18 protein-coding genes are annotated in these 20304 nt (G+C 45.9%); 6 read left to right on the forward strand and 12 right to left on the reverse strand.

The window, feature by feature from the left end; genetic code table 11:
- Positions 1–101: 101 nt before the first annotated feature.
- The 6 genes from H6F68_RS18430 to H6F68_RS18455 all read right to left on the reverse strand — a co-directional run bounded on the left by H6F68_RS18430 (position 102) and on the right by H6F68_RS18455 (position 5298).
- A complete protein-coding gene (locus H6F68_RS18430) occupies positions 102–1937 on the reverse strand; it encodes an ATP-binding protein (protein WP_242065564.1) in 1836 nt (611 codons plus the stop codon).
- A gap of 223 nt (positions 1938–2160) precedes the next feature.
- A complete protein-coding gene (locus tag H6F68_RS18435; RefSeq protein WP_190555060.1) occupies positions 2161–3102 on the reverse strand; it encodes an ATP-binding cassette domain-containing protein in 942 nt (313 codons plus the stop codon).
- A gap of 5 nt (positions 3103–3107) precedes the next feature.
- Positions 3108–3881 carry an ABC transporter permease gene (locus H6F68_RS18440; protein WP_190555059.1) on the reverse strand — a complete coding sequence of 258 codons (774 nt, stop codon included), beginning with the start codon at positions 3879–3881 and terminating at the stop codon, positions 3108–3110.
- A 452-nt stretch (positions 3882–4333) separates the two neighbouring features.
- The gene (locus H6F68_RS18445) at positions 4334–4498 is read right to left on the reverse strand and encodes a hypothetical protein (RefSeq protein ID WP_190434259.1); all 165 of its coding nucleotides are present in this window, start codon (positions 4496–4498) and stop codon (positions 4334–4336) included.
- Between the two features lie 112 nt (positions 4499–4610).
- Positions 4611–4889 (reverse strand): hypothetical protein, encoded by a 279-nt coding sequence (locus H6F68_RS18450; RefSeq protein WP_190561229.1) that lies wholly within the window; start codon positions 4887–4889, stop codon positions 4611–4613.
- 166 nt (positions 4890–5055) lie between these two features.
- Positions 5056–5298: a hypothetical protein gene (locus H6F68_RS18455; RefSeq protein WP_206755537.1), complete on the reverse strand. Its 243-nt coding sequence runs from the start codon at positions 5296–5298 to the stop codon at positions 5056–5058.
- Positions 5299–5874: 576 nt separating this feature from the next.
- On the opposite strand from H6F68_RS18455, the gene H6F68_RS18460 reads away from it, so the two are divergent.
- The 5 genes from H6F68_RS18460 (at position 5875) to H6F68_RS18480 (ending at position 12140) form a co-directional block, all read left to right on the forward strand.
- A complete protein-coding gene (locus H6F68_RS18460) occupies positions 5875–6219 on the forward strand; it encodes a hypothetical protein (RefSeq protein ID WP_190561231.1) in 345 nt (114 codons plus the stop codon).
- A 9-nt stretch (positions 6220–6228) separates the two neighbouring features.
- On the forward strand, positions 6229–6606 hold the full coding sequence (locus tag H6F68_RS18465; protein ID WP_190561232.1) for a hypothetical protein: 378 nt from the start codon (positions 6229–6231) through the stop codon (positions 6604–6606).
- A 205-nt stretch (positions 6607–6811) separates the two neighbouring features.
- The gene (locus tag H6F68_RS18470) at positions 6812–9490 is read left to right on the forward strand and encodes a DEAD/DEAH box helicase family protein (protein ID WP_190561233.1); all 2679 of its coding nucleotides are present in this window, start codon (positions 6812–6814) and stop codon (positions 9488–9490) included.
- A gap of 34 nt (positions 9491–9524) precedes the next feature.
- A complete protein-coding gene (locus tag H6F68_RS18475) occupies positions 9525–10697 on the forward strand; it encodes a hypothetical protein (RefSeq protein ID WP_190561234.1) in 1173 nt (390 codons plus the stop codon).
- Positions 10698–10706: 9 nt separating this feature from the next.
- A complete protein-coding gene (locus H6F68_RS18480; RefSeq protein WP_190561235.1) occupies positions 10707–12140 on the forward strand; it encodes a class I SAM-dependent DNA methyltransferase in 1434 nt (477 codons plus the stop codon).
- On the opposite strand, the gene H6F68_RS18485 is transcribed toward H6F68_RS18480, so the two are convergent.
- Both H6F68_RS18485 and H6F68_RS18490 read right to left on the reverse strand, forming a co-directional pair.
- Positions 12137–13183: a macro domain-containing protein gene (locus tag H6F68_RS18485; protein WP_190561237.1), complete on the reverse strand. Its 1047-nt coding sequence runs from the start codon at positions 13181–13183 to the stop codon at positions 12137–12139. The two genes, H6F68_RS18480 and H6F68_RS18485, sit on opposite strands and share 4 nt — an antisense overlap.
- A gap of 119 nt (positions 13184–13302) precedes the next feature.
- Positions 13303–13950, reverse strand: a complete 648-nt coding sequence (locus H6F68_RS18490) for a DUF4433 domain-containing protein (RefSeq protein WP_190561239.1) — start codon at positions 13948–13950, stop codon at positions 13303–13305.
- A 144-nt stretch (positions 13951–14094) separates the two neighbouring features.
- On the opposite strand from H6F68_RS18490, the gene H6F68_RS18495 reads away from it, so the two are divergent.
- Positions 14095–15480 (forward strand): restriction endonuclease subunit S, encoded by a 1386-nt coding sequence (locus H6F68_RS18495; RefSeq protein ID WP_206755538.1) that lies wholly within the window; start codon positions 14095–14097, stop codon positions 15478–15480.
- A gap of 149 nt (positions 15481–15629) precedes the next feature.
- Here the strand turns inward: H6F68_RS18495 and H6F68_RS18500 are convergent, their stop codons facing one another.
- The 4 genes from H6F68_RS18500 to H6F68_RS18515 form a co-directional block, all read right to left on the reverse strand.
- The gene (locus H6F68_RS18500; protein WP_190561243.1) at positions 15630–16526 is read right to left on the reverse strand and encodes a hypothetical protein; all 897 of its coding nucleotides are present in this window, start codon (positions 16524–16526) and stop codon (positions 15630–15632) included.
- Positions 16527–16541: 15 nt separating this feature from the next.
- A complete protein-coding gene (locus H6F68_RS18505) occupies positions 16542–18293 on the reverse strand; it encodes a hypothetical protein (RefSeq protein WP_190561245.1) in 1752 nt (583 codons plus the stop codon).
- A gap of 3 nt (positions 18294–18296) precedes the next feature.
- Positions 18297–18614 (reverse strand): hypothetical protein, encoded by a 318-nt coding sequence (locus H6F68_RS18510; protein WP_190561247.1) that lies wholly within the window; start codon positions 18612–18614, stop codon positions 18297–18299.
- Between the two features lie 502 nt (positions 18615–19116).
- A complete protein-coding gene (locus H6F68_RS18515; RefSeq protein WP_190561249.1) occupies positions 19117–20271 on the reverse strand; it encodes a site-specific integrase in 1155 nt (384 codons plus the stop codon).
- Positions 20272–20304 lie beyond the last annotated feature (33 nt).

The following is a 20304-nucleotide window of genomic DNA, read 5'->3' on the forward strand; positions in this document are numbered from 1 at the left end:
TCTCATTCATGGCCACAAACTGCTTGAAGCCAGCTAGTAGCTCAGTGCAGTTGTCAAATTTAGGCTACATGAATTTTTAGTTTGAGGACTAATTTGAGGTTTTAAGTTAAGAATGCGGGTTTGGGTCGATCGCTTTTTGCTGTCGTCTTAGGTAAAGAATTAGTGAGCTTTACAGGTAACGTGATCACAAAGGTTGTCCCCTGTCCCATCTCCGAACAACAGGCCAACTGCCCGTGATGTTTCTCTTCTACAATTTGGCGGCTGATCGAGAGTCCTAGCCCGGTGCCTATACCACGCGGCTTAGTCGTAAAGAAGGCCTCAAAGATTTTATGTTGGGTGTCAGCGTCCATACCAGAGCCGTTATCTTGAAAGCGAATGACAACCCAATTGGGGTCAGTTTGCTCGGTTGTAATGATGAGCTGTTTGGGGCTATTTGTGTCTGGTTGCTCTTCCAAAGCATCGATCGCATTACTCAGCAGATTCATGAATACTTGGTAGAGAAGGCCGCTGTAACCTTCAATGTTGGGCACTGCTCCGTAGTTGCGCGTGACGGTAATTCCCTTTTTGATGCGGCTACCCAAGATCAATAGCGTGCTGTCCAGACAGGCGTGCAGATCCACCGCATGCACTTCTGACTCATCCAAGCGAGAAAAGTTTTTCAGGCTCAGGACGATTTGCCGCACTCGGTCAGACCCCATCTTCATCGATTGCAGCAGCTTGGGCAGATCTTCTTGCAAAAACTCTAAGTCAATCTCCTCGGTCTGAGCTTGCACGGCTGAAGGCGGCTGCGGTACTTCACGTTGATAGGTGTCGATTAGTGCCAGTAGGTCATCTACATAAGTGTTGGCATGCTCTAAGTTGCCATAGATAAAGTTAACTGGATTGTTAATCTCATGGGCTACCCCCGCCACCATACGGCCCAAGCTCGACATCTTTTCACTCTGAATCAGTTGCGTCTCTTGCATTTGCTGCTGTTGCAACGCCGCTGCCTGCTGTTCTTCCAACAGCATTTTTACTCTTTGTGTGAGTTGATTGAAGGAAGCTGCGAGAATGCCAATTTCATCCTCAGTGGTAACGGGAGCTTGGAGGTCGAAGTTAGAGGTTTGGACCGTCCGCTGTGCTACTGTGGTCACCCACTTAATGGGCTTAGTAATCGCTCGACTGGTATAGAAGGCCAGCAGACCCCCAATCAAACTAGACAGAAGGATGCTGCCAGCAATAATCTGAATGCGAATAGTTTCCCAGGAAAGCAGAGTCGCTTTCGCCTGACTTGCTTCTTCATAAGAGGTGTTGATGATGTCCACTAAGTCGTCGGAGACTCCATCAAACCGTAAGGCGATCGCGCTATTAGTAAAGCTCAAAAGCTGTTGCTGCAAAGCTTGAAGCTGTGCTGGCAAGACATTGGCCTGAGTCGTCGGTTCTAGGAGCTGATTCGCTTGTTGAAAATAAGCTTCTGGGACTCCTTGATAAGTTTCTAATAGTTCTGGAATTCCTTCTTGATGGCCATCAGCTTGATATTCGAGCTGCTGAGCATGAGTTGCTACACTAGCCCAGAGCCGCTTGATTTCAGCCGCGTGAACCAGAAAATGCTCATATTCATCCCGCAATGCAGGCAAATCTTCGGTTAAAGGGATTAATTGCTGTTGGTGAGTCCGAGCTTGAAGGATGCTGGCTTGCAAGCGGTGGAGCAACCGAACTTCTTCTTCGGCCCGATTGTGACGTTCTAAAGCAGCATGCTGGAAGCGATCGCCAACGACAAAACCAGCGGTAGTCCCGATTACTGCGACCCCCAACGCGATCGCATATCCGTAGCTGATTTTTTGGCCAATGCTCAGACGCCTACTGACTCTTCTAAGCCATCCCTGCTTCACCATCAGCGGTGAAGTTTGAGGCTGGGCTGCCAACTGAGACGATTTAGGGTCAAGCTCAGAGTTCATAGGTTGTGCTTATAGCCAGAGGTCTGAAAGGATAGGTGTCTGGAACTGAGCTGATGCGCTAGTCAGTTCAAACGTATCAAGTTCAAAGGGGGGATTGGCTTAGCTCCCCTTAATTTTACATACCTTAGTTTTTCCATCAGGTGAGTGATTAAACGGAAATCTTGAGGCGGTTTCGCGCCACCTCTAGGGTATGAAGGACTGAGCGCGATCGCATTTGAGCCGCTTAGGCTTGAATTAATAGATTGGGTTGTGGCACTTCAGGCAGTCCTTGTCCTTGGTTTTGCGTCACTTCCACATAAATATGCTCTAAACGCACTGGCTGACGCGCGATCGAGTCGAGGGGAATGCCATCAAAGTGGGCCAAAATTTCTTTCAGCTCTAGCGCTTGCGGCAACCAGAAAGCCAAGTCTCGACCATAACGACGCTTGGTAAAACCGAGTTGTGCGGCTCGTGCGATCGCCAACTCCTCTTCCGGAGTTTGTACCAACACAATCTCTTGCGCTGGAATCAGTTGCCGTAGCTCGCTTAAGCTGCCTTCAGCCAACAAACGGCCTTGCTTCAGAATACCGATGCGCTGACAAAGACGCTCTGCTTCATCGAGCAGATGTGTCGTCAGTAGCACTGTGATGCCCTGTGTTTGCAACTGCCGAATCAAATCCCAAATTTCGTAGCGAGCTTCAATATCTAGCCCAGTAGTAGGTTCGTCTAGTACAACTAATTTAGGTTGATGAACTAAGGCGATCGCCATACTCAACCGTCGTTGCATCCCACCGCTCAAGGTTTCTGCGGGGCTTTTGGCGCGATCGGCCAAACCAACAGCTGCCAAGCAATGCTGCACTCGTTGCGATCGCATTTTGCCTGACAAGCCATAGATTTGAGCAAAGAACTTGAGATTTTCCTCGCAAGTTAAGCTCTTGTACAGCAAACTCTCTTGCGGAGCCACGCCAATCAATGGCTTCGTGGCTTCCGAAACCAGATGGCCACTTACCCGAATCGTCCCGCTGTCGGCTCTGAGCAAGTTGCACAGAATATTGATCGTTGTGGTTTTGCCTGCTCCGTTAGGACCAAGCAAGCCGTAAATTTCTCCCGGTCGGATATGCAGGCTCAAACCCTGTAGCACCTGCCGCTGACCGTATTGTTTGGTAAGGTTGTCAATTTGCAACACTGGCGTTACAGTCTCCTTTCCATCTGCAACATGCGTCGGTAGGAGAGCCACCCCCCAGCCACCATGACTCCCGCACAAGCCACTAACACGCGAAAGTGAGGGGCGATCGCCTCTAAACCCTTGCCATCCGCCGCTACTCCAAACAGCGCCTCATTCATGTGGTAAATCGGATTGAATTGGGCGATATCTAGCAATATTTCTGGGAAAAAACTAATGGGGATAAAGGCACCGCCCAGAATTAGCAAAGGCACGCCAAAAGCGGACACAAGGGCATTCACATCTTCGGTGCGGCGGGCAAACTGAGTCCCTAGGCAGAACCCACCCCCAACATAAGTCATGATGCTGAGCAGAATAATTAGCCCACCCAACCAGAGCGACCCTTGAAACTGAGCGCCCGCAAAAGCTGCCACGAAATAGACCAACAGAGTCTGACCAAGGCCAATTAAACTGTAAGCCAAGAAAATTCCTAGAAAATAGGAAGTACCGCTGAGGGGAGAAATAGCCAAACGCTTCAGGGTTTGTTGCTCTCGCTCGGCAACGACAGTAGCAATGCTTCCGCCTAAGCAGCTAAAAAATAACGCAGCTCCCACCAAAGTTAAAGGGGCAGCGGCTTCGAATGCCTGAGCATTAGAGAGCTGGGTGCGTTCCGCTAAGATTAAACCGTTGATTAGCAAAATTGAGACTGGAAAGATACTCCAGCAAATTAAGCTGCGTTGTCGCCGCACCAGTTCCAGCACAATCCGCTGGGCAACTGCCAGTGTTTCCCGCCAATACTTCATGAATAATCAACTATTTCCAAGAAAGTTCTGAGCTGATCGCTTTAGTCCAACAGCCTTCGTTCACTCTGTCGTTTGAGACCCTGAAGCGAGCCAGAGTTTAAGGACAGAATGCTCCTCACAAGCAGTCAATTAATTCAGAATTCAACCCAAGGCAGAAGTAAATGAGCGATCGCTAGATCTGTAGTGCAACTGTCGTAACAGACACCAAGGCCCTAGACAAAAGTTTACATTCGGGCAGGGCACCTCTGCAATCTCCTAGCCCTACGACTTGAGACGAAAACCGCTCAATATTGTTCATTTAGTCCGATAGAACCTATTGCTGTGCTGAAGCGAAACAGCAATAGGTTCTACCCCTGCACTACCAAATTCATAACTGGTAAGCACTGAGCTGACATTGATTCCTATAGGTTTAAAGCTTGCAGGTAAGGCAAGTTTTTAGACAGGGCGATCGCTTAGGCGTCTCCTTGCACCAGAGTTCTCACCAGGGTCCAGACCATCGACCCTACGACAGAGACAAAGACAAACAACATTAACAAAGCCAAGGCTGAAAACGGAGCAAATAAAGTTACCAACAACAAGCCCAACACCAAAACTGTGGTTATAGAGTTTCTTCGCATCGGTAGTTCCGCCCATCAAGCTACTCTCTTCAGCCTAAACAGCTCAATCAGTCGTAACCTCTAACGTTGGTTACACCTTCCTGAGAGGAGCCAGCTTATTTAAGTCGTTAAACTAAGCTGCTACAGCAAGCTGAGTTCTCTGAGTCTGTGGTCTGGCACTTCTGAGGCTAATCCACACGCAGTATTCAGCCCGCATACAAGTCACACTCACTTGGTTGCCCTGCTCTGCTAAACGCACTGCTAAACCAAAGGCTTTTTGTCGGCCATCAGCTCCAAATTTTTCCACTAGTTGGTATAACTCCTTCCCTGAACACATTCCGTCGCGAAGTTCGTCGTCATACCAAAACTTAAAGGGATGCACTAGCTCATGAGAAAGGACTAGAGGCAGCATGAGTTATCCGAAAAACACTTAATATTTATCTTTGTTTAAAGTTTTTAAGTGGGCTGTACTCTAAAACACAAATAATCCTTAGGCAGAGATTATTTTTTCTTGGGTCTGCTGACGTATTTACTTATAGGTTACATCTCTGCAAACGCTTACCGGGAAAGAGCGGGAGTTAGGCCAGCTTTGAGGCAGCTGCCTCAATTGGCTCTGGCTGAGAGGACGAAGCTTGATTCATTTGTGCTTCGATTTCAATCGTGGAAACTACTTGGTACTTAGACTTTCTGTAAAGCTCGATCACGACTTTGCGCTGGGCGATCGTTAGCTCTGTCAACTCTTTACCCCAAAAGCGCTCTAGCTCTAACCTGCTAATTCCTTCACTGGAATCATCCGCATCTAGCAACATAGTAGCGATCACTCAAGATGGAACTACACACTCAAATTAGCAAACTGGTCAGTATTGCTACGAATTACGTTTCAGTATGTAAGAAAAAGACTCAGTCCGTAAAGATCTATACCCAAAGGCCGTAAATCCTCTGCAATTCTCTGCGTTACATGTTTGGTATTTTTGTCCCAGCCCTCTCATGAACTCAGAGCAATGTTCATTGGAGATGTTAGCGGATACAGCTCGGCACCCTGCTAGCTGAGGAACTGTGTTGGTGCTAAGTTGCGGCGATCGCTAAATCTTAAGCGCTCCGTTCTACTGTTGTATGGATGCGAACCTACAAAAGCCGATGGCGGGATTTGAACCCGCGACCGCTCGATTACGAATCGAACAGCAATGCTTGATTTGTAAGGGTTTTAAGCAGTAGGTAAATCTTTTACACCCAAATTACACCCAAAGTGAAGTTTAGATAAAAACTTTGGATATATTTGGGGATTTTAGGACAGAGATAGTAGCATTGTACTCAAACTAGCGCCTCAAGGCAGTGCTGGCACACTACCCTGAGACTTCCCCGCAGACTGTACACCCAATCTACGGAGCAAACCTATCATGACAAAATTTGCGCCCCTTATGGGGTCCAGGGTTGTAGCGATCGCACTAGCTACAGCCTGTTCGGCTACTGCACTCGCACCCAGAGCTACAGCTCAAGATAGCCCTGCTGAAATGATTCTCAAAAGCACAGGCGAAGTGGTCTGGGTTGCAATTTCTGGAACTGCCGTTTTCATTTACAACACGACAGGTGAGCTAATTCAAACTCTTTATCCAGCCTCGCTTGAGAATCTAACTAAGGAGGAATGCTGGCAAGTTAAGGGGGCTACTGGTTGGCAGGAGTATAAGAAGCAGGCCAGGATTCCCAAGCGGCAACGGTTAGGCACTTGCTACTACGAAGATTAAGGAGCAACTATGTTTTGGCATTTTACGGGTGAAATGATGATCCACCCTCAAGATGGAAGTCAGCCCTACTTCGAGGAAATTAGCGAAACTTTCGATTTGCCTGATGAGAACGTTCGAGTCATTCGAGATTTTGTCTACAGCCAGCGAGACTTTATTCTCAAGCACAAGTACGAGCCCAGCGAGGGTGAAGCTCCTTGGGGAACCTCGCAGCTTTATAGCCAGATGATAGCTGAGCTAAATCGCCTACAACCTACAGAGCAGTACTGGTTTGGCACTAAAGATAAGCAAATTAAAGCTGCTTTGGTTGCCTACCGAAATGAGTTGATCGATAACCTTGATTGCTACATGCCGACAGAACCGAGGAGGGAATTAGCAGCCGTAGCGTAAGCTCCAGAACCAATTACTAAAGGTATTGACCCGGTACTCTTACCGGGTTTTTTAGTGGCAGTGTCGAGGCGCGGTGCGATCGCTGACATAACGCTGTTTCATAACAGATTTTTTACGACTCCTGACAAATTGGGCACCTTTGGGTAAGTATGGATACGCCAGTAGCAGAAATAGCAGCTTGCGTAGCTTTTGCCTAGGAACACCGATGAGCCAAGAATTAGAGTCAAAAACCCGGAAGAAAAGAGTTGATAAAAAGCTGAACGCTACTGGGTGGACAGTAATTCCATATAGCGCTCGACTCGATACGTCAAGGCTTACAGCTCATGCTGTTGAAGAATTTCCTACTGATAGTGGCCCTGCTGACTACGCTTTGTTTGTGAATGGTCAACTATTAGGGTTTTTAGAGGCCAAGAGGGTCTCTGTCGGTGTTCAGAATGTTTTAGAGCAAGCAAAGCGTTATTCAAGAACAACCTTTAATGCTGTAGGGAGCTGGAGAGGTTATCGAACCCCCTTCCTGTACTCATCTAATGGGGAGCTAGTTTACTTTTTAGATGTTAGAGAAGAGCGCAACATCTTTAGGCAGCTTGCTGGCTTTCATACCCCGGATGCTCTGCGAGAAATGCTGACTCGCGATCAAAATGGGATTGCTTGGCTACAGTCTTACTCAACTGACGAGATCGAAAAGTTACGCCCTTATCAGAAGGATGCGATCGCCGCTACTGAAGATGCTATTAGCAAGGGCAAGCGAGCCATGTTAGTGGCAATGGCAACAGGAACCGGAAAAACCTTTAAAACAGTGGCTCAAATTTATCGATTGCTAGAGTCAAAATCGGTAAAGCGAGTTTTATTTCTGGTAGACCGGAGGGCACTAGCAGCCCAAGCAGTAAGGGCGTTTTCTTCGTTTACAACTCCTGGTGGTAACAAATTCAATCAGGAATATGAACTCTATAGCCAGCGATTTAAGCGGGAAGACTTTGGAGAAGATGAAGCTTTTGATTCAACGGTCTTACCAAATGCCTATTTAACCAATCCCAACGAGACTCATACCTTTGTTTACGTTTGTACTATCCAACGGATGAAGATCAACCTATTTGGGCAGGATAGTCAAGTCGAAGCAGAAGATGTGGAGATTGAGAGTGAAGACGATGCTGAGAAGCTGGATATTCCCATTCATGCTTTTGATCTCATCGTTGCAGACGAATGTCATCGGGGTTATACCGCTAAAGAAACTAGCGCATGGCGAGAGACTCTCAACTACTTTGATGCGATCAAAATTGGCTTGACAGCAACTCCTGCTGCTCATTCCCTGTCGCTCTTTAAGGAAGTAGTCTACCGCTATACAACTGACCAAGCCATTATGGATGGCTGGCTAGTGGACTACGAACCTATTGAAATTGAGTCGGAGGTCAAGATCAATGGTGCCTTTCTACGCGGAGGTGAGGCCGTTGGCATTATTGATACTGAAACTGGGGTAGAAACCTACGATGAGTTGGAGGATGAGCGGGAATTTGCTTCAACTGAGATTGAACGAAAAATAACGGTTCCTGATACCAACCGCAAAATTATTAAGGAAGTTGCGAAATTTGCTTCTAAGCATGAGCAAGAAACGGGTCGATTCCCCAAAATTCTCATCTTTGCAGTTAATGACTTGGCCCATACCTCTCATGCAGACCAAATTGTTCAGATTTGTAAAGAAGAGTTTGGGCAAGGGGATGATTTTGTTCAAAAGATCACAGGGAGTAAGAGCGTAGACCGTCCGCTGCAAAAGATTCGAGAGTTTCGCAACCGCCCAAATCCAAAAGTGGTTGTAACGGTTGATATGCTTACAACTGGGGTTGATATACCCAGCATTGAATTTGTGGTTTTCATGCGTCCTGTAAAATCTCGAATTCTCTGGGTGCAGATGTTGGGACGTGGGACTCGTCGATGTGACGAGATTCATAAAACCCACTTCAAAATATTTGATTGTTTTGGGGGGAGTCTAATCGAATACTTCCAAAACACTAGTGACTTCAAGATTGAGCCGCCTCGAAAAGATCCTGTTCCTTTGTCAAAGGTGGTTGAGAACATCCAGAACAATGTGGATCGCAACTATAACCTCAATCTGCTCGTAAAGCGACTGCAACGGGTTGAGCATGGTATGAGCGGAGAAGGACGGGAGCAACTTAGTGCTTACGTACCTGATGGAGATTTGAGTAGGTTTGCCAGAGAGCTACCCAGGCACCTTGCACAAGATTTCACAGGCACGATGAATCTGCTGCGTGACTTAGGCTTTCAAAATTTGCTACTAGACTATCCGAAGCCCCCCAAGACCTTTTTAATTGGCTACGGCGTAGAAGATACAGTTACATCGAGGGTAACGAGTCGAGCAGGACAGTACACCCAAAGCCCTGTTGACTACTTGGATACTTTTGCTAACTTTGTTCGGGAAAATGCTGACCAGATTGAGGCAATTCAAATTTTGCTAGCACGGCCCCAAGCTTGGAACACAGAAGCTTTAAACCAGCTAAGGCAAGCTCTAGCTCGCCATCAGTTTCAGGAACCAGAGCTTCAAAAGGCTCATGAGCAAGTACACCACAAGTTAGCTGACATTATTTCAATGGTGAAGCGCGCGATCGCGGCTGATATTCCCATTTACACAGCAGAGGAGCGAGTCAATCGAGCATTAGAAGCTGTGATGGCAAACGAGTCTTTCACTGAAGAACAGAGCAAGTGGCTAGGATACATTCGGCAGCATCTAATTGAGAACCTTTCCATTGAGATAGACGACTTTGATAATGCTCCAATCTTTAGAAATCGCGGAGGTGAAAGAAAGGCTAGCAAAGCCTTTCAAGGGCGATTGGAGCAGCTACTTGAATTTATTAATAGTGCGATTGCCGCCTAATTATTTAATTTGAACCATTTCAATACAGAAAGGCATGAGTATTCTAGAATTTGAACCCTATAAGCTGTATTACAACAACAAGAAGAATTTAAGGGACTTCTATAAGCTGACGGAATTATCCTATGCATTAGATGATTGCATTCTGAAAGAAAATTCAATTCTAAATATACCTAAAGGTCTTCTTGGTGACTTTTTAACAAAACCTGTTTCTTACAGCATGGAGTCTAGTTATAGACTTGAACAGGAAGAAGAGTGGGGATGGTTTACCCTGAGAGAATACGCAGAAAAGTTTAATAAAACCCTGTCTGCGATTGAACATGAAATCCAAGAAGAACTGATACAAAGAGTTGGCTTTCATCCGGAAACTGAAGAACGATATATTCTATATTTAGGGTCTCTTCAAAATCTACATTCTTCTTTGTTGGAAAACATAATTCCTCCTGTTGGTGAAAAGAAAACGTCAACCTTATCTTCACACCCACTACAGTCCGAGATTCTAAAGGTGGCGATAGAGCATTATAATCTAACTGAGGAAACAGCTAGTCAAAAAATTGGATATGCTTTACTCGCCTACTCATATTTAATAAACAAGCAAAATTGCCTTACTACCTTTTTGATGGAAAATCTAAATCAACAATGTTTTTTATTGAATTGGACGTTGTTTGAGGATTTCATTAAAAAAACAATTTATGAATTGGTGAGACGCCACCCAGAAGTAATTCCTATCCTAAATTCCTCAGGGAAATTAACATATCAAGAGTTGTTTGAGGAAACTAAAAGCTTTACTTCGATTAACGATTTAGTTGAAAATATAGTGAGGCGAGAAATATTAAGAATCGAGTCAGGTGGGGAATCGATTAGTAGCTTGATAGATTTTCTGAAGAAATACTTTAGTTTTACTAATGACCCTTATAGAGCAACATACGTAATTGAGGGAATTAGTCAAAGCGCTAGTCATCAAGACCTTGAAGAAATTGGAAAAGCAAGAAATGCAATTATTCATCAGCAAGGTTATGTATCGAGTGATTTTTTTGGTGTCTACCCTAACATTCCTCGTCGAGAAAACAAAATTTTAATAACAAGTCAGTTCTATCTAAAAACTGACTTGTTATTGAGTTCTATTGCTTTTTCAATGGCAAATGATATTTCCAAAAAAGATTATCGACTGAGACAGGGTAATAAAGCGAAAAGGAATAGTAATTCTTAGGATTGATAAATGTCTGATATCGTTAATAAGCTTTGGGGTTTCTGCCATACTTTGCGCCATGATGGCATCGACTATGGCGACTATATTGAGCAATTGACTTATCTGCTGTTTCTGAAAATGGCAGATGAAAAGGGTATTGATATCCCAGAGAAAGATGGTAAGCAGTATGACTGGAATAGCATTAAAGCTCTTTCAGGTACTGCCTTGACTGACCACTATTCTGACTTGCTGCGTGTTCTTCGAGAGAGCAAGGGAATTTTAGGTGACATTTTCGCCCAATCCATGCCGCGCTTCAACAATCCGGTCAACTTGAAGCGGTTGATCACGATGATTGATGAGGAAGAGTGGACTGCTTTAGATGTGGATGTGAAAGCCGCTGCCTTTGAGGGACTGCTGGAAAAAGCTGCTAGTGAAGGCAAGAAAGGAGCAGGCCAATACTTCACCCCTAGAGTGTTGATTAAGTCGATCGTTCGGGTGATGAAGCCTGACCCCAGAGTTAGCCCTCACTTCACAATTTGCGACCCTGCTTGTGGAACGGGTGGATTTTTGGTCGTAGCTTACCAGTGGTTGATGGATATCACTAGGGGTGTGCTCGATCGCAAAGATTTTAAGCGGATTCGGACAAAAACTTACTACGGTCAAGATTTGGTGCCTCGTCCTCGTCGCTTGGCCTTGATGAACTTGTTTCTGCAAGGACTAGAACCCAAAATTTATTTGGGTGATGCCATTTACGAGGCGGACCGAGGGGAGCGCTATGACTGCATCCTCACCAATCCGCCATTCGGCACTAGGGGGGCAAACCAGGCACCCGACCGAGAAGACTTTACGATTGAAACCAGCAACAAACAGCTGAACTTTATTCAGCATGTAGTCAACATCCTGAAGCCAGGAGGCAGGGCGGCGCTGGTATTGCCTGACAACTGCTTGTTTGAAGGCAAAGCAGGAGAGGTGTTTGAGATACTAATGCAGGACTGCAACGTCCACACGGTTTTGAGATTGCCTAGAGGTACGTTTACCCCTTACTCACAGGGTGTGAAGGCAAACGTCGTATTTTTGCAAAAAGGCTTACCAACGGAAAACGTCTGGATTTTTGATGCTCGATCTAACGTTCCTGGTGTTACCAAGAAGGACCGCCCCTTAACGGCCCAGCACTTTACCGAGTTTGAGGAGTGCTACAGAGAAGACCCAAATGGGCAAAGCGATCGCCAAGACTTAGGGACTGAAGGACGCTTTAGAAAGTTTTCGCTCCAAGAGATTCGAGACCGGGACTATAAGCTAGATATCACTTGGCTCAGAGACGAAAGCCTAGAAGAAGAACTACCAGACCCACCCGTCTTAGCTAGTGAAGCTATTACCGAGCTAGAAGCTGTTGTAGATGACTTGCGTGAAATTTTACAAGCCCTTGAATTGAATGGGGATGAGCTAGCTGAGAGCGAGGTTTAGGCTGTTACTGGGGTGAGCCAGCCTTGGTCTTGTAAGCGCTGCCATGCTTTACGCAGATGTTGAGGCTTGAACAGGTCACGTTTGCGATCGCTCCAAGCTTGGACTTCTGCGATCGCGACCTCTACATTTTCTGCAGCTTGTGGGTTCTCTTGGGCTACCCAGTGGAGAGTTGCTAGCATTTCCATACCGTAAGGGGTTTCAAAGCCTTCGATAAGCTGACTCACACGACCTAAACGCTCGTTGGCATCAGTGTCACTGGCTAAGAAGGCTTCAGCGGCTTCTCGGCCTTCATTGAGTACATAAATTTGTGATTGCTGACTTCTATCGCCATAACCCCGGATGAAGTGCCCATCTAGCCGCTGCAAAGCATGATTGAGGTTGTCCGCATAAGGACCATAGAAGTGTTTGCGGTAGTTAAGCCTCAATGACTCTCCAGCTTCTTGCAGAAAATAAGCTAGCTTCTGTGCTTCTAAACGCCCTAGACGATAGCCAGGAATCCCATATTGATCGAGCAGCATGACTACGAGAGCACGAGCACGAGTCATGTTGGGTTGCTCAGTAGCAACTTTCATTTCATCAACTTTAGGAGTGCCCCCAGGCTCAAAAATCACCACCTGCACTTCAGGTAGGGTGGCAAACGCCTCTATGATCAAAGGCTTAACTTTTTCCCAGTCTAAGCCGCCATTGCCACAGCCTAAGGGAGGAACCGCGATCGATTGAATACTCAGCTTCTTGACTTCTTCAGTTAACGCTTTGAGTCCTGCTTGGATGTCTTCGACTTTGGACTTCCCCTTCCAGTGGCGCTTGGTGGGGAAGTTGATGATGTAACGAGGATTAAACAGATTGCCCGTTGCCACAATGAACATTTGCCCTGGATGCACTGCTTTAGCATCGCAAGCTTTTTTGTACTGCTGAAAGTTGTCTGGAAATGCCTGTTTGAACTGCAAAGCAATTCCTTTACCCATAACACCGACACAGTTGACAGTGTTAATAAGGGCTTCGGTTTTCTCTTCTAACAGATTGCCTTGCTTAAACTCAATCATGGGGTTTTAGTACATTAGTACCACTTAAGATTGTAGACAAAAAGATCCCTTAATTCTAGTAGTACCAGTTACGACACACGGTTATAGGTGTCTCGTAGTTCAAATTCTGCAATATTTTCTCAACTTGGTCTCGGATATGAATAGTAGTACCAGTTACGATGCACGGTTACAGGTGTCTCGTAGTTCAAATTCTGCAATATTTCCTCAACTTGGTCTCGGATATGGGGATTGATCACCCCAATTTCAGCCACTAATTCCCACGGAAAAAAGCCATGAACCAAAAACTCAGCCTGCCTACGACGCTTGCGATCGCCATCTTCATCTGTGTCTCTCCACATGGTTGCTCTCATAATGGACCAGTCGATCGCATCCAAGTCTTCTAACGAATCGTAAAACTCTGAGTAGCTTACTACTGCATGACCATCAGTAAAGGCGAATGCTAGCTGTTCTGCTTCTATAGCTTCAGCCGTTGTTACTAGGTACAGGATGGGAGTTTGGCCTTCTGGACAACTAGGCACGTTGCCTCGATTGATGGTGTAGAGCATTGGGGAACAGGGGGCAAAATAAAACGGCACGTAGTCATGCAAGGTGCCTCCCGCCCCACAAGGAACCTCAGTTCTTGCTCGTCGATCTTGGATTTGTTCATAGGAAATATCACGAAAGCCAACTTGCCCTTGCTGAAGCCGACTATTTGCCAGCAGGCCACCCGATTGCAAAATTGAGGGCAAGTTGTTGAGGTGAGTGATGTGATAAATCGAGACTGGCATTTACACAGAGATGTTTAGGCCACTTGGTTGGCTATAATACCAGTCTGGTAAAGCATAGAGCGCGATCGCAGAGTTTGAGAATATTCTAGGTAGGTGCCAATACTCTTCGTGAGCGAAGTGCAGAGGGGGATAAGGGTGAGCGAGTTGCCAAACGGCTGGACTATTTGCGAACTTCGAGAAGCTGTAGAGGTTTTAGATAGTCAAAGAGTGCCAGTTAACTCCGAGGAACGTCAGAAGCGAGTTGGAAGCGTTCCATATTATGGAGCTACAGGCCAGGTCGGATGGATAGATGAATACTTATTTGATGAAGAGCTACTTTTAGTTGGCGAAGATGGAGCGCCTTTTCTTGACAAGCTCAAGCCAGTTGCATATCTCATTCAAGGAAAAAGCTGGGTTAATAACCATGCCCATGTTGTAAGAGCAATTGCGAAGATTACTAGCAATTCCTTTTTGAAGCATTATCTTAATCAATTCGACTTTGATGGATACGTTACAGGCACTACAAGGTTAAAGCTTAATCAAAGTGCTATGAATCGTATTCCCTTGATGCTTCCTCCTTATAGGGAGCAACAACGTATTGTAGCTAAGCTGGAAAAACTATTAGCAAAATGCGAAGCCTCCAAACAACGGCTTGATAAAATTCCCTTCATTCTCAAGCGGTTTCGTCAATCTATTCTGGCTGCTGCCTGCTCTGGTCGTCTTACGGCTGATTTGCGCAAACAGCTCAAAATTAATATTGAGCAAGATTGGAGACAGAAAAACTTAAAGGATTTACTTGCTGAACCTCTTGCCAATGGTCATTCAGTGGTAGATGCGAAAAATCCTGAAAAAAGTTTTCCTGTTCTACGCCTAACCTGTCTTAAGAATGGTTCTATCGATTTAGATGAGCGCAAATTAGGCGATTGGTATCGAGAGGATGCCAAGAAGTTTCTAGTTCAAGAGCACGACTTCTTGGTTGCAAGAGGTAATGGGTCTCTTGCGTTAGTGGGTCGAGGAGGGTTAGTCAGATGTGAGCCAGATGAGGTTGCATATCCTGATACTCTAATTCGAGTACGGGTTAACCAGGAAATTTTAACTCCTAAATTTCTTAGTTTAGTTTGGGATTCTGATATTGTTCGAGAGCAAGTAGAAGCTTCAGCCCGTACATCAGCAGGCATCCATAAGATTAATCAAAAGTCTATAGAATCTTTTGTTTTACCTGTACCTCCAATAGCTGAGCAACAGGAAATTGTTGAGCGAGTTGAAAAACTCTTTGCATTAAGCGACAACATTGAGCGGCGCTACCGAAAAGCCAGAGCTTACGTTGATAAACTACCTCAAACAATTCTTGGTAAAGCCTTTCGTGGTGAACTTGTTCCTCAAGACCCTCACAACGAGCCTGCCTCAATATTGCTAGAACGCATCCAAACAGAACGAGCCGAGCGAGAGACTAAAAAAGAAAAAGCAACTAAAGGCAGCAGAGGCGGTAGACTACGGAAACCGTATCAATCAAAAGACCCTGCTCAACTGAGCCTGAATGGGCTTGAGTAGAGCCAAACTAAGTTACTTAGTTACTAGCTCGACTGGGCTTCCTATATGCCTTGATAAGGGTATCCCCATAAATATAAAAAGACCCCATGAGTGAGGTCCTTCGATATCCGGTAGGGGGGGTACGGGCGATCGCCAGCCCTTAGTCAAATTTAACGAAACGAACCTATAGAACCCTCATTATTCCGTTGCTGCTGAATGGCCTGTAGTCGGTCTAAGGCTTCATAAAGATCTCGGTTCATCTCCCGCTGATACCGCATGAATCGTTCTGGGTTTTGTACTCCCTTGCTATTTGTGCTAGCTTGCGCGATCGCTTCCTCCACTGTTGCCATCTCAGCTAGAGCTTGATCAATCTCAGCTACTTGCTCTCCAGCTAGCTCAATCAACCTCTCAACACGGACGATCGCCTCAGCTAAGTTAGCTGTGTATTTCCGTTTTCGTCCATTCCAGCTTGCACACAGCCATTCATCAAACTCATCCCGACACCGCTCGACCTCCGCTACTTTACTTTCAGGTGAGTAGTTTTCACTGAGCGAGTCTCTAAAAGCCTCCAGTGTTTTTGCCTCGCCCCGCTCCTCTTTGTGTGCAAGGTCAAAAGCTAGGTCGTGAATGAGTGCTTCTAAAGCACGCTTCTTCTGCTCTAGCACTTGCTTACAAGGGGTGCGCTTCTCCCGGTATTTGTCGAATGAGTCTAGCTCCACTTCCGCAGGAGTAACAACATCAGGAAAACGAGCCAAACGCTGTGCCTTCAAAATCTCAACATTTGCGATCGCCGCTTCCACCGACCAGAGCCGATACTGCTTCAGCATCCCCATCGCTACTTGTTGGACCAAGAAATGCTCAACTGGAGTCTCTGGCTGATATTGCTCAATCAAACCCTGCACGAGCCCCTCAAACGTCTCCAAATCCTCTGTTACCAGTAGAGGTGGTTTCTGGACTAGCAGACCATGTTTTGTGGCGTTACGGCTCGCGATCGTCTTACCTCGCTTAGTTACAGGCCCGCGAGACCTACTGCCATTCAAACGAGAAATTTCTGGGCTAGAAACCATAAACTGAACCTCTACCTAATAAATCTGCTGGCTACACGTTTCCTGCTGGTACGGCTCAAACTCAGACAATGGGAAGGGACAGGCCACTGAAGGTGCAAACTGCTGCTTACGCTTAAGCCAAGCCCTCCCTGACTTATCATGGCTTCTGAACTCAAAAAGCTCACCTGTCTTTTTCTGCCGAACTAAACTGCCCACTCGTAGCTTTTCCCTCTCGATCAACCCATTTTCTAATGCAGTTGAAATAGGTTTCTTTTCTGGTTGTAGATGCAAACCTGAGGCGGTGGGTGGGGGAGCACATACTTCTGAGCTTTTAGAGCTAGCAGAAGAGCTATATATACTTAGTAAGTGATTGTCTGTAATACCTTGCCCTGCTTTGATTTGAGGCTCTTTGTATAAGGGGTTGCAAACCCCTGAATCCCTCTCAGGCTGAGCGATTACAGACAAATTTGAGCGTTCAATCAGCACTTCTGCGATCGCCGAATCGGCTGGATCTCCCTCAGAGAGAGGTATTACACACAATTCTGAATGCTGCGAGTCCCACAAGAACTGATACTTGTAAATCGTGGCCTGACTACAACGGGAAATAGCATGAAGGCGCTTTACCCTCGCTGTATTCCCATCTGGTAAACGCCCGTCTTCTGTCACAATTTGAGCGATCGCGTCTCGAATTTTCTGCTCTGCCTGTTGCTGCTTCTGCTGATTTGATGGCCCAGTAGGAGCTTTTGTTTGATTGTTCTGTCTAGAGTAAAGCGGATGGTAGTGGTTACTCTTGCGATTAGTCTTGATCCAGTCCCTCACTACCCGTTTAATATTCCGCTGGTGCCCACAGAACGTTCTATAACCTGGTGCTCTGGTTAAAGTTTCGATCGCAAAAGTTTTAACCTCACACCAGGACAAACCTCGGAAAACTCTGCCATAGGCACAGGCAGCCTTAACCATCGCTTGGGTCTGCCTTTTGGCAGTCCAACCAGTTTTTAGGGTTGTTTCTAGGCGATCGCGCCACTCCTGAACATCACCATCCTTGGCAGACAGATTAGGCGGTTTGACCATTGAAAGCGATCGCTGCCACATTTCCAGGTCTTGTCCCGATGCTGCCAAATGCCATCGAGTAATGAAAGCTTCTAGGTTATTTGTCTCTTCTTGCCACTCTTCATTCAGTAGGTATGAGCCTGCTTGTAGTGGTAGGCGGTGCCCGTTGTATTCAGGCTTGTGGTCCGGGATGTAGGGAATGTAGTTAGGAAAAATCTCCAACTGCCCTGATTGGACTTCAAAACCTGCCTCATCAAGTGTTTTTCTGACTAGTAAAGCCACCTTCCAAAGTACAAACTCATCAGGCAGCGGAAAATAAATGTGGAGCCCTCTTGAACTGCTAGAGCACACCCGCAGACATCTACAAAGACCTATCAGTTCTAGAGCTTCTAGAATTTTGGCGATCGCTTCTCTGTTTCTGGCTGGATGATACTTACTCCCATAGTCAATGTCTAGAACAAAGTATTGAGTTTTCTTCCAAAACCTGACCCCAATCAACTCACTTGGTTTTTTCCACCGCTCATAGAACTGTTGGGGCGTTAGAGCTTCTTTACGATTAGCGGTTAGCCAAGCTGGTTTACCCTTGGCTGTTTTAGCTTTGGCATAAAGAAAACGCTGATTACAGAAAATCGCAAACCAAGTCAAGATGAAATCAAGCTGGCTACCGGATAAATTTTCATAGCTACCCTGTGAGCACTCAGATAGGGGTTTTTGAGTGCCCTTAATTTGCTTAGTCATGGCCTAGCTCGCCCTCCGCCCTCGCTTGCGTTGGTTGGATGGCAGCGAAGCTATATAAGCTTCAATTGTTTTTTGATGCTGTTCTGGATGGGCTCGATTCAATCCCCAGTCAGCGATCAAATTAGGGTTGTAGCGAATCGTGCGTGGATTCCAGACATGGTAGTGAATGCCTTCAATAAGAGAAGACTCTGGTTGTAAGCGGTATTTTTTGAGAGTTTCAGGGCTCACTCCCAAGATTCTGGCAGCTTCATGTTTATTTACAAGCCCGAATGTCTGATAGCCATTGGACTGTAAACAAGGCGTGTTAGAAGCTGCAAGCATTCGCGAGCTTCCACGCTGGTTAAGATCTTCACTAAGAGTCATAATTTCTTGGAGATACCCCTATTTACCCGTAGGGTGTCAGGTTCGCTGATGGCATAGTTTCTCAGGCTGGGCCATCGGCAGAAGACTATAAAACAAGACCCTTTGCCAACCTAGCGTCAACTAGGTAAGTGGCAAAGGGTCTTATTTTGTTGAAACCATTGATAGTAAAAGCATCTAGTACCGATTTAGTACGTTCGATCGCCTCTCACTAATTTTAATCCTAGAAACAAGAAAATGGAGAGCATTTATCAAGGATTTTTGGATATTTATCCCTATATTTTGCGTGTTCTAAACGTGGGGAGGGGTGTCGAACGCTAGATATGGAGGTAGGGGGAGTGCCATTACGCTAGGTCAAACCAAACAAGATTCCGAAGTGAGTCTGACTGCTCTAAAAGCAAAAATACTCAGTCGAGTCGATCAACTAAGTATTATTACTTAACGCCGATAGAAAAAATAACTATTAAACTTCTGGCACCTGCACTTGAGACAAAGTGCCCGCGTAGTGCTCCATAATCACTTGTGGAGTATTGCCTACCCACTTAGCTACTTGCGGAGTACTCACGCCTGACTCAAGGCACTGCGTAATAAATGTGTGCCGAGTTTGGTATGGTTTCCGATACCTGATACCGAGTTCATCCATGATCGTCTTCCAGGCTCGGTTTCGGAAGTTGTGAAAGTCAATAAAACCCTGCTTTGGACTGGGGAAAATCCAGTCGTCAGCCTTTACGTCTGTCGGCTTGATGGAGTCTAAGAAGTTAAGCAATTGAGCGTTCACAGGAAACTTCCGGTTAGTCTGTGTCTTTAATCCCTTCTTCAGCACTAAACCATGTTCAGACTGCACCACTGACTGCTCAAAGACGATGTGCTTAGAACTAATATGCTTCCACTGGAGCGCGATCGCTTCACTAGGACGGCAACCTGTATAGAACAGGAACCTGACTAAATCAGCGTAACTTGAGTAGTAGCGGCTCTTTGAGAATGCCTCGATGATCGCCTCTCGCTCTTCCTTAGTAAATGGATCAATTTCGTTATCCTCAGTGCTGGCTTTCTTGATCTTGATTTCAGCGGTCATGCCATCAAAAGGATTGAGCGGAATCAACTTTGACTTAACTGCCCACTTGCAGCAAGCACCCAAAGCCTGAATAAAACGTTTAGCAGGGTCAGGTTTAAGGTTGGCAGTAGCCCAATCAAAAATCTTTTGGGCTTCATCTAGCGAAGAATGAGGACAGCGTTCTAGATGGGCCGTGTTCACCATGTAGCCATTGCGCCAAGTGCCAGGTGCTAAACCAGGTTTTTTGACCTCACAGTAACGTTCCCAGATTTGCCTTAGCGATACTTCGGGCTCAGGTGGGGTGTAAGTGGGTGTAACCGTAGTTAGCGCAGAATGAGGCTTGTACTTGGCTAAAGATTCATCAAAGTTGTTATAGAAGATGTCTAATTCAATCTGTCTAGCCTTCGATTCTGCGACTTTCCGGTTTGTTGGCGTGTCTGGCAACCCCAGAGATAAATAGTGCCGCTTGCCACCATATCGAAAGCGCAATTGTAAACGGTTATTCGATTCGATTATTTGAACAGAACCCTTAGAAGCCTTGCCAGTAGGCGTTTTAGAGTACATAGGGTGTAACTGGTGTACGTTACACCCAAATTA

This window comes from Trichocoleus sp. FACHB-262, from assembly GCF_014696035.1.
GTDB lineage: Bacteria > Cyanobacteriota > Cyanobacteriia > FACHB-46 > FACHB-46 > Trichocoleus.

What these genes read in the sequence shown, in the direction of transcription:
- H6F68_RS18500 (WP_190561243.1), bottom strand. Translation starts at nt 16,526, where the DNA reads ATGGTTTCTAGCCCAGAAATTTCTCGTTTGAATGGCAGTAGGTCTCGC.
- H6F68_RS18450 (WP_190561229.1), bottom strand. Translation starts at nt 4,889, where the DNA reads ATGCTGCCTCTAGTCCTTTCTCATGAGCTAGTGCATCCCTTTAAGTTT.
- H6F68_RS18485 (WP_190561237.1), bottom strand. Translation starts at nt 13,183, where the DNA reads ATGATTGAGTTTAAGCAAGGCAATCTGTTAGAAGAGAAAACCGAAGCC.
- H6F68_RS18460 (WP_190561231.1), top strand. Translation starts at nt 5,875, where the DNA reads ATGACAAAATTTGCGCCCCTTATGGGGTCCAGGGTTGTAGCGATCGCA.
- H6F68_RS18470 (WP_190561233.1), top strand. Translation starts at nt 6,812, where the DNA reads ATGAGCCAAGAATTAGAGTCAAAAACCCGGAAGAAAAGAGTTGATAAA.
- H6F68_RS18465 (WP_190561232.1), top strand. Translation starts at nt 6,229, where the DNA reads ATGTTTTGGCATTTTACGGGTGAAATGATGATCCACCCTCAAGATGGA.
- H6F68_RS18490 (WP_190561239.1), bottom strand. Translation starts at nt 13,950, where the DNA reads ATGCCAGTCTCGATTTATCACATCACTCACCTCAACAACTTGCCCTCA.
- H6F68_RS18515 (WP_190561249.1), bottom strand. Translation starts at nt 20,271, where the DNA reads ATGTACTCTAAAACGCCTACTGGCAAGGCTTCTAAGGGTTCTGTTCAA.
- H6F68_RS18510 (WP_190561247.1), bottom strand. Translation starts at nt 18,614, where the DNA reads ATGCTTGCAGCTTCTAACACGCCTTGTTTACAGTCCAATGGCTATCAG.
- H6F68_RS18430 (WP_242065564.1), bottom strand. Translation starts at nt 1,937, where the DNA reads ATGAACTCTGAGCTTGACCCTAAATCGTCTCAGTTGGCAGCCCAGCCT.
- H6F68_RS18480 (WP_190561235.1), top strand. Translation starts at nt 10,707, where the DNA reads ATGTCTGATATCGTTAATAAGCTTTGGGGTTTCTGCCATACTTTGCGC.
- H6F68_RS18445 (WP_190434259.1), bottom strand. Translation starts at nt 4,498, where the DNA reads ATGCGAAGAAACTCTATAACCACAGTTTTGGTGTTGGGCTTGTTGTTG.
- H6F68_RS18505 (WP_190561245.1), bottom strand. Translation starts at nt 18,293, where the DNA reads ATGACTAAGCAAATTAAGGGCACTCAAAAACCCCTATCTGAGTGCTCA.
- H6F68_RS18475 (WP_190561234.1), top strand. Translation starts at nt 9,525, where the DNA reads ATGAGTATTCTAGAATTTGAACCCTATAAGCTGTATTACAACAACAAG.
- H6F68_RS18440 (WP_190555059.1), bottom strand. Translation starts at nt 3,881, where the DNA reads ATGAAGTATTGGCGGGAAACACTGGCAGTTGCCCAGCGGATTGTGCTG.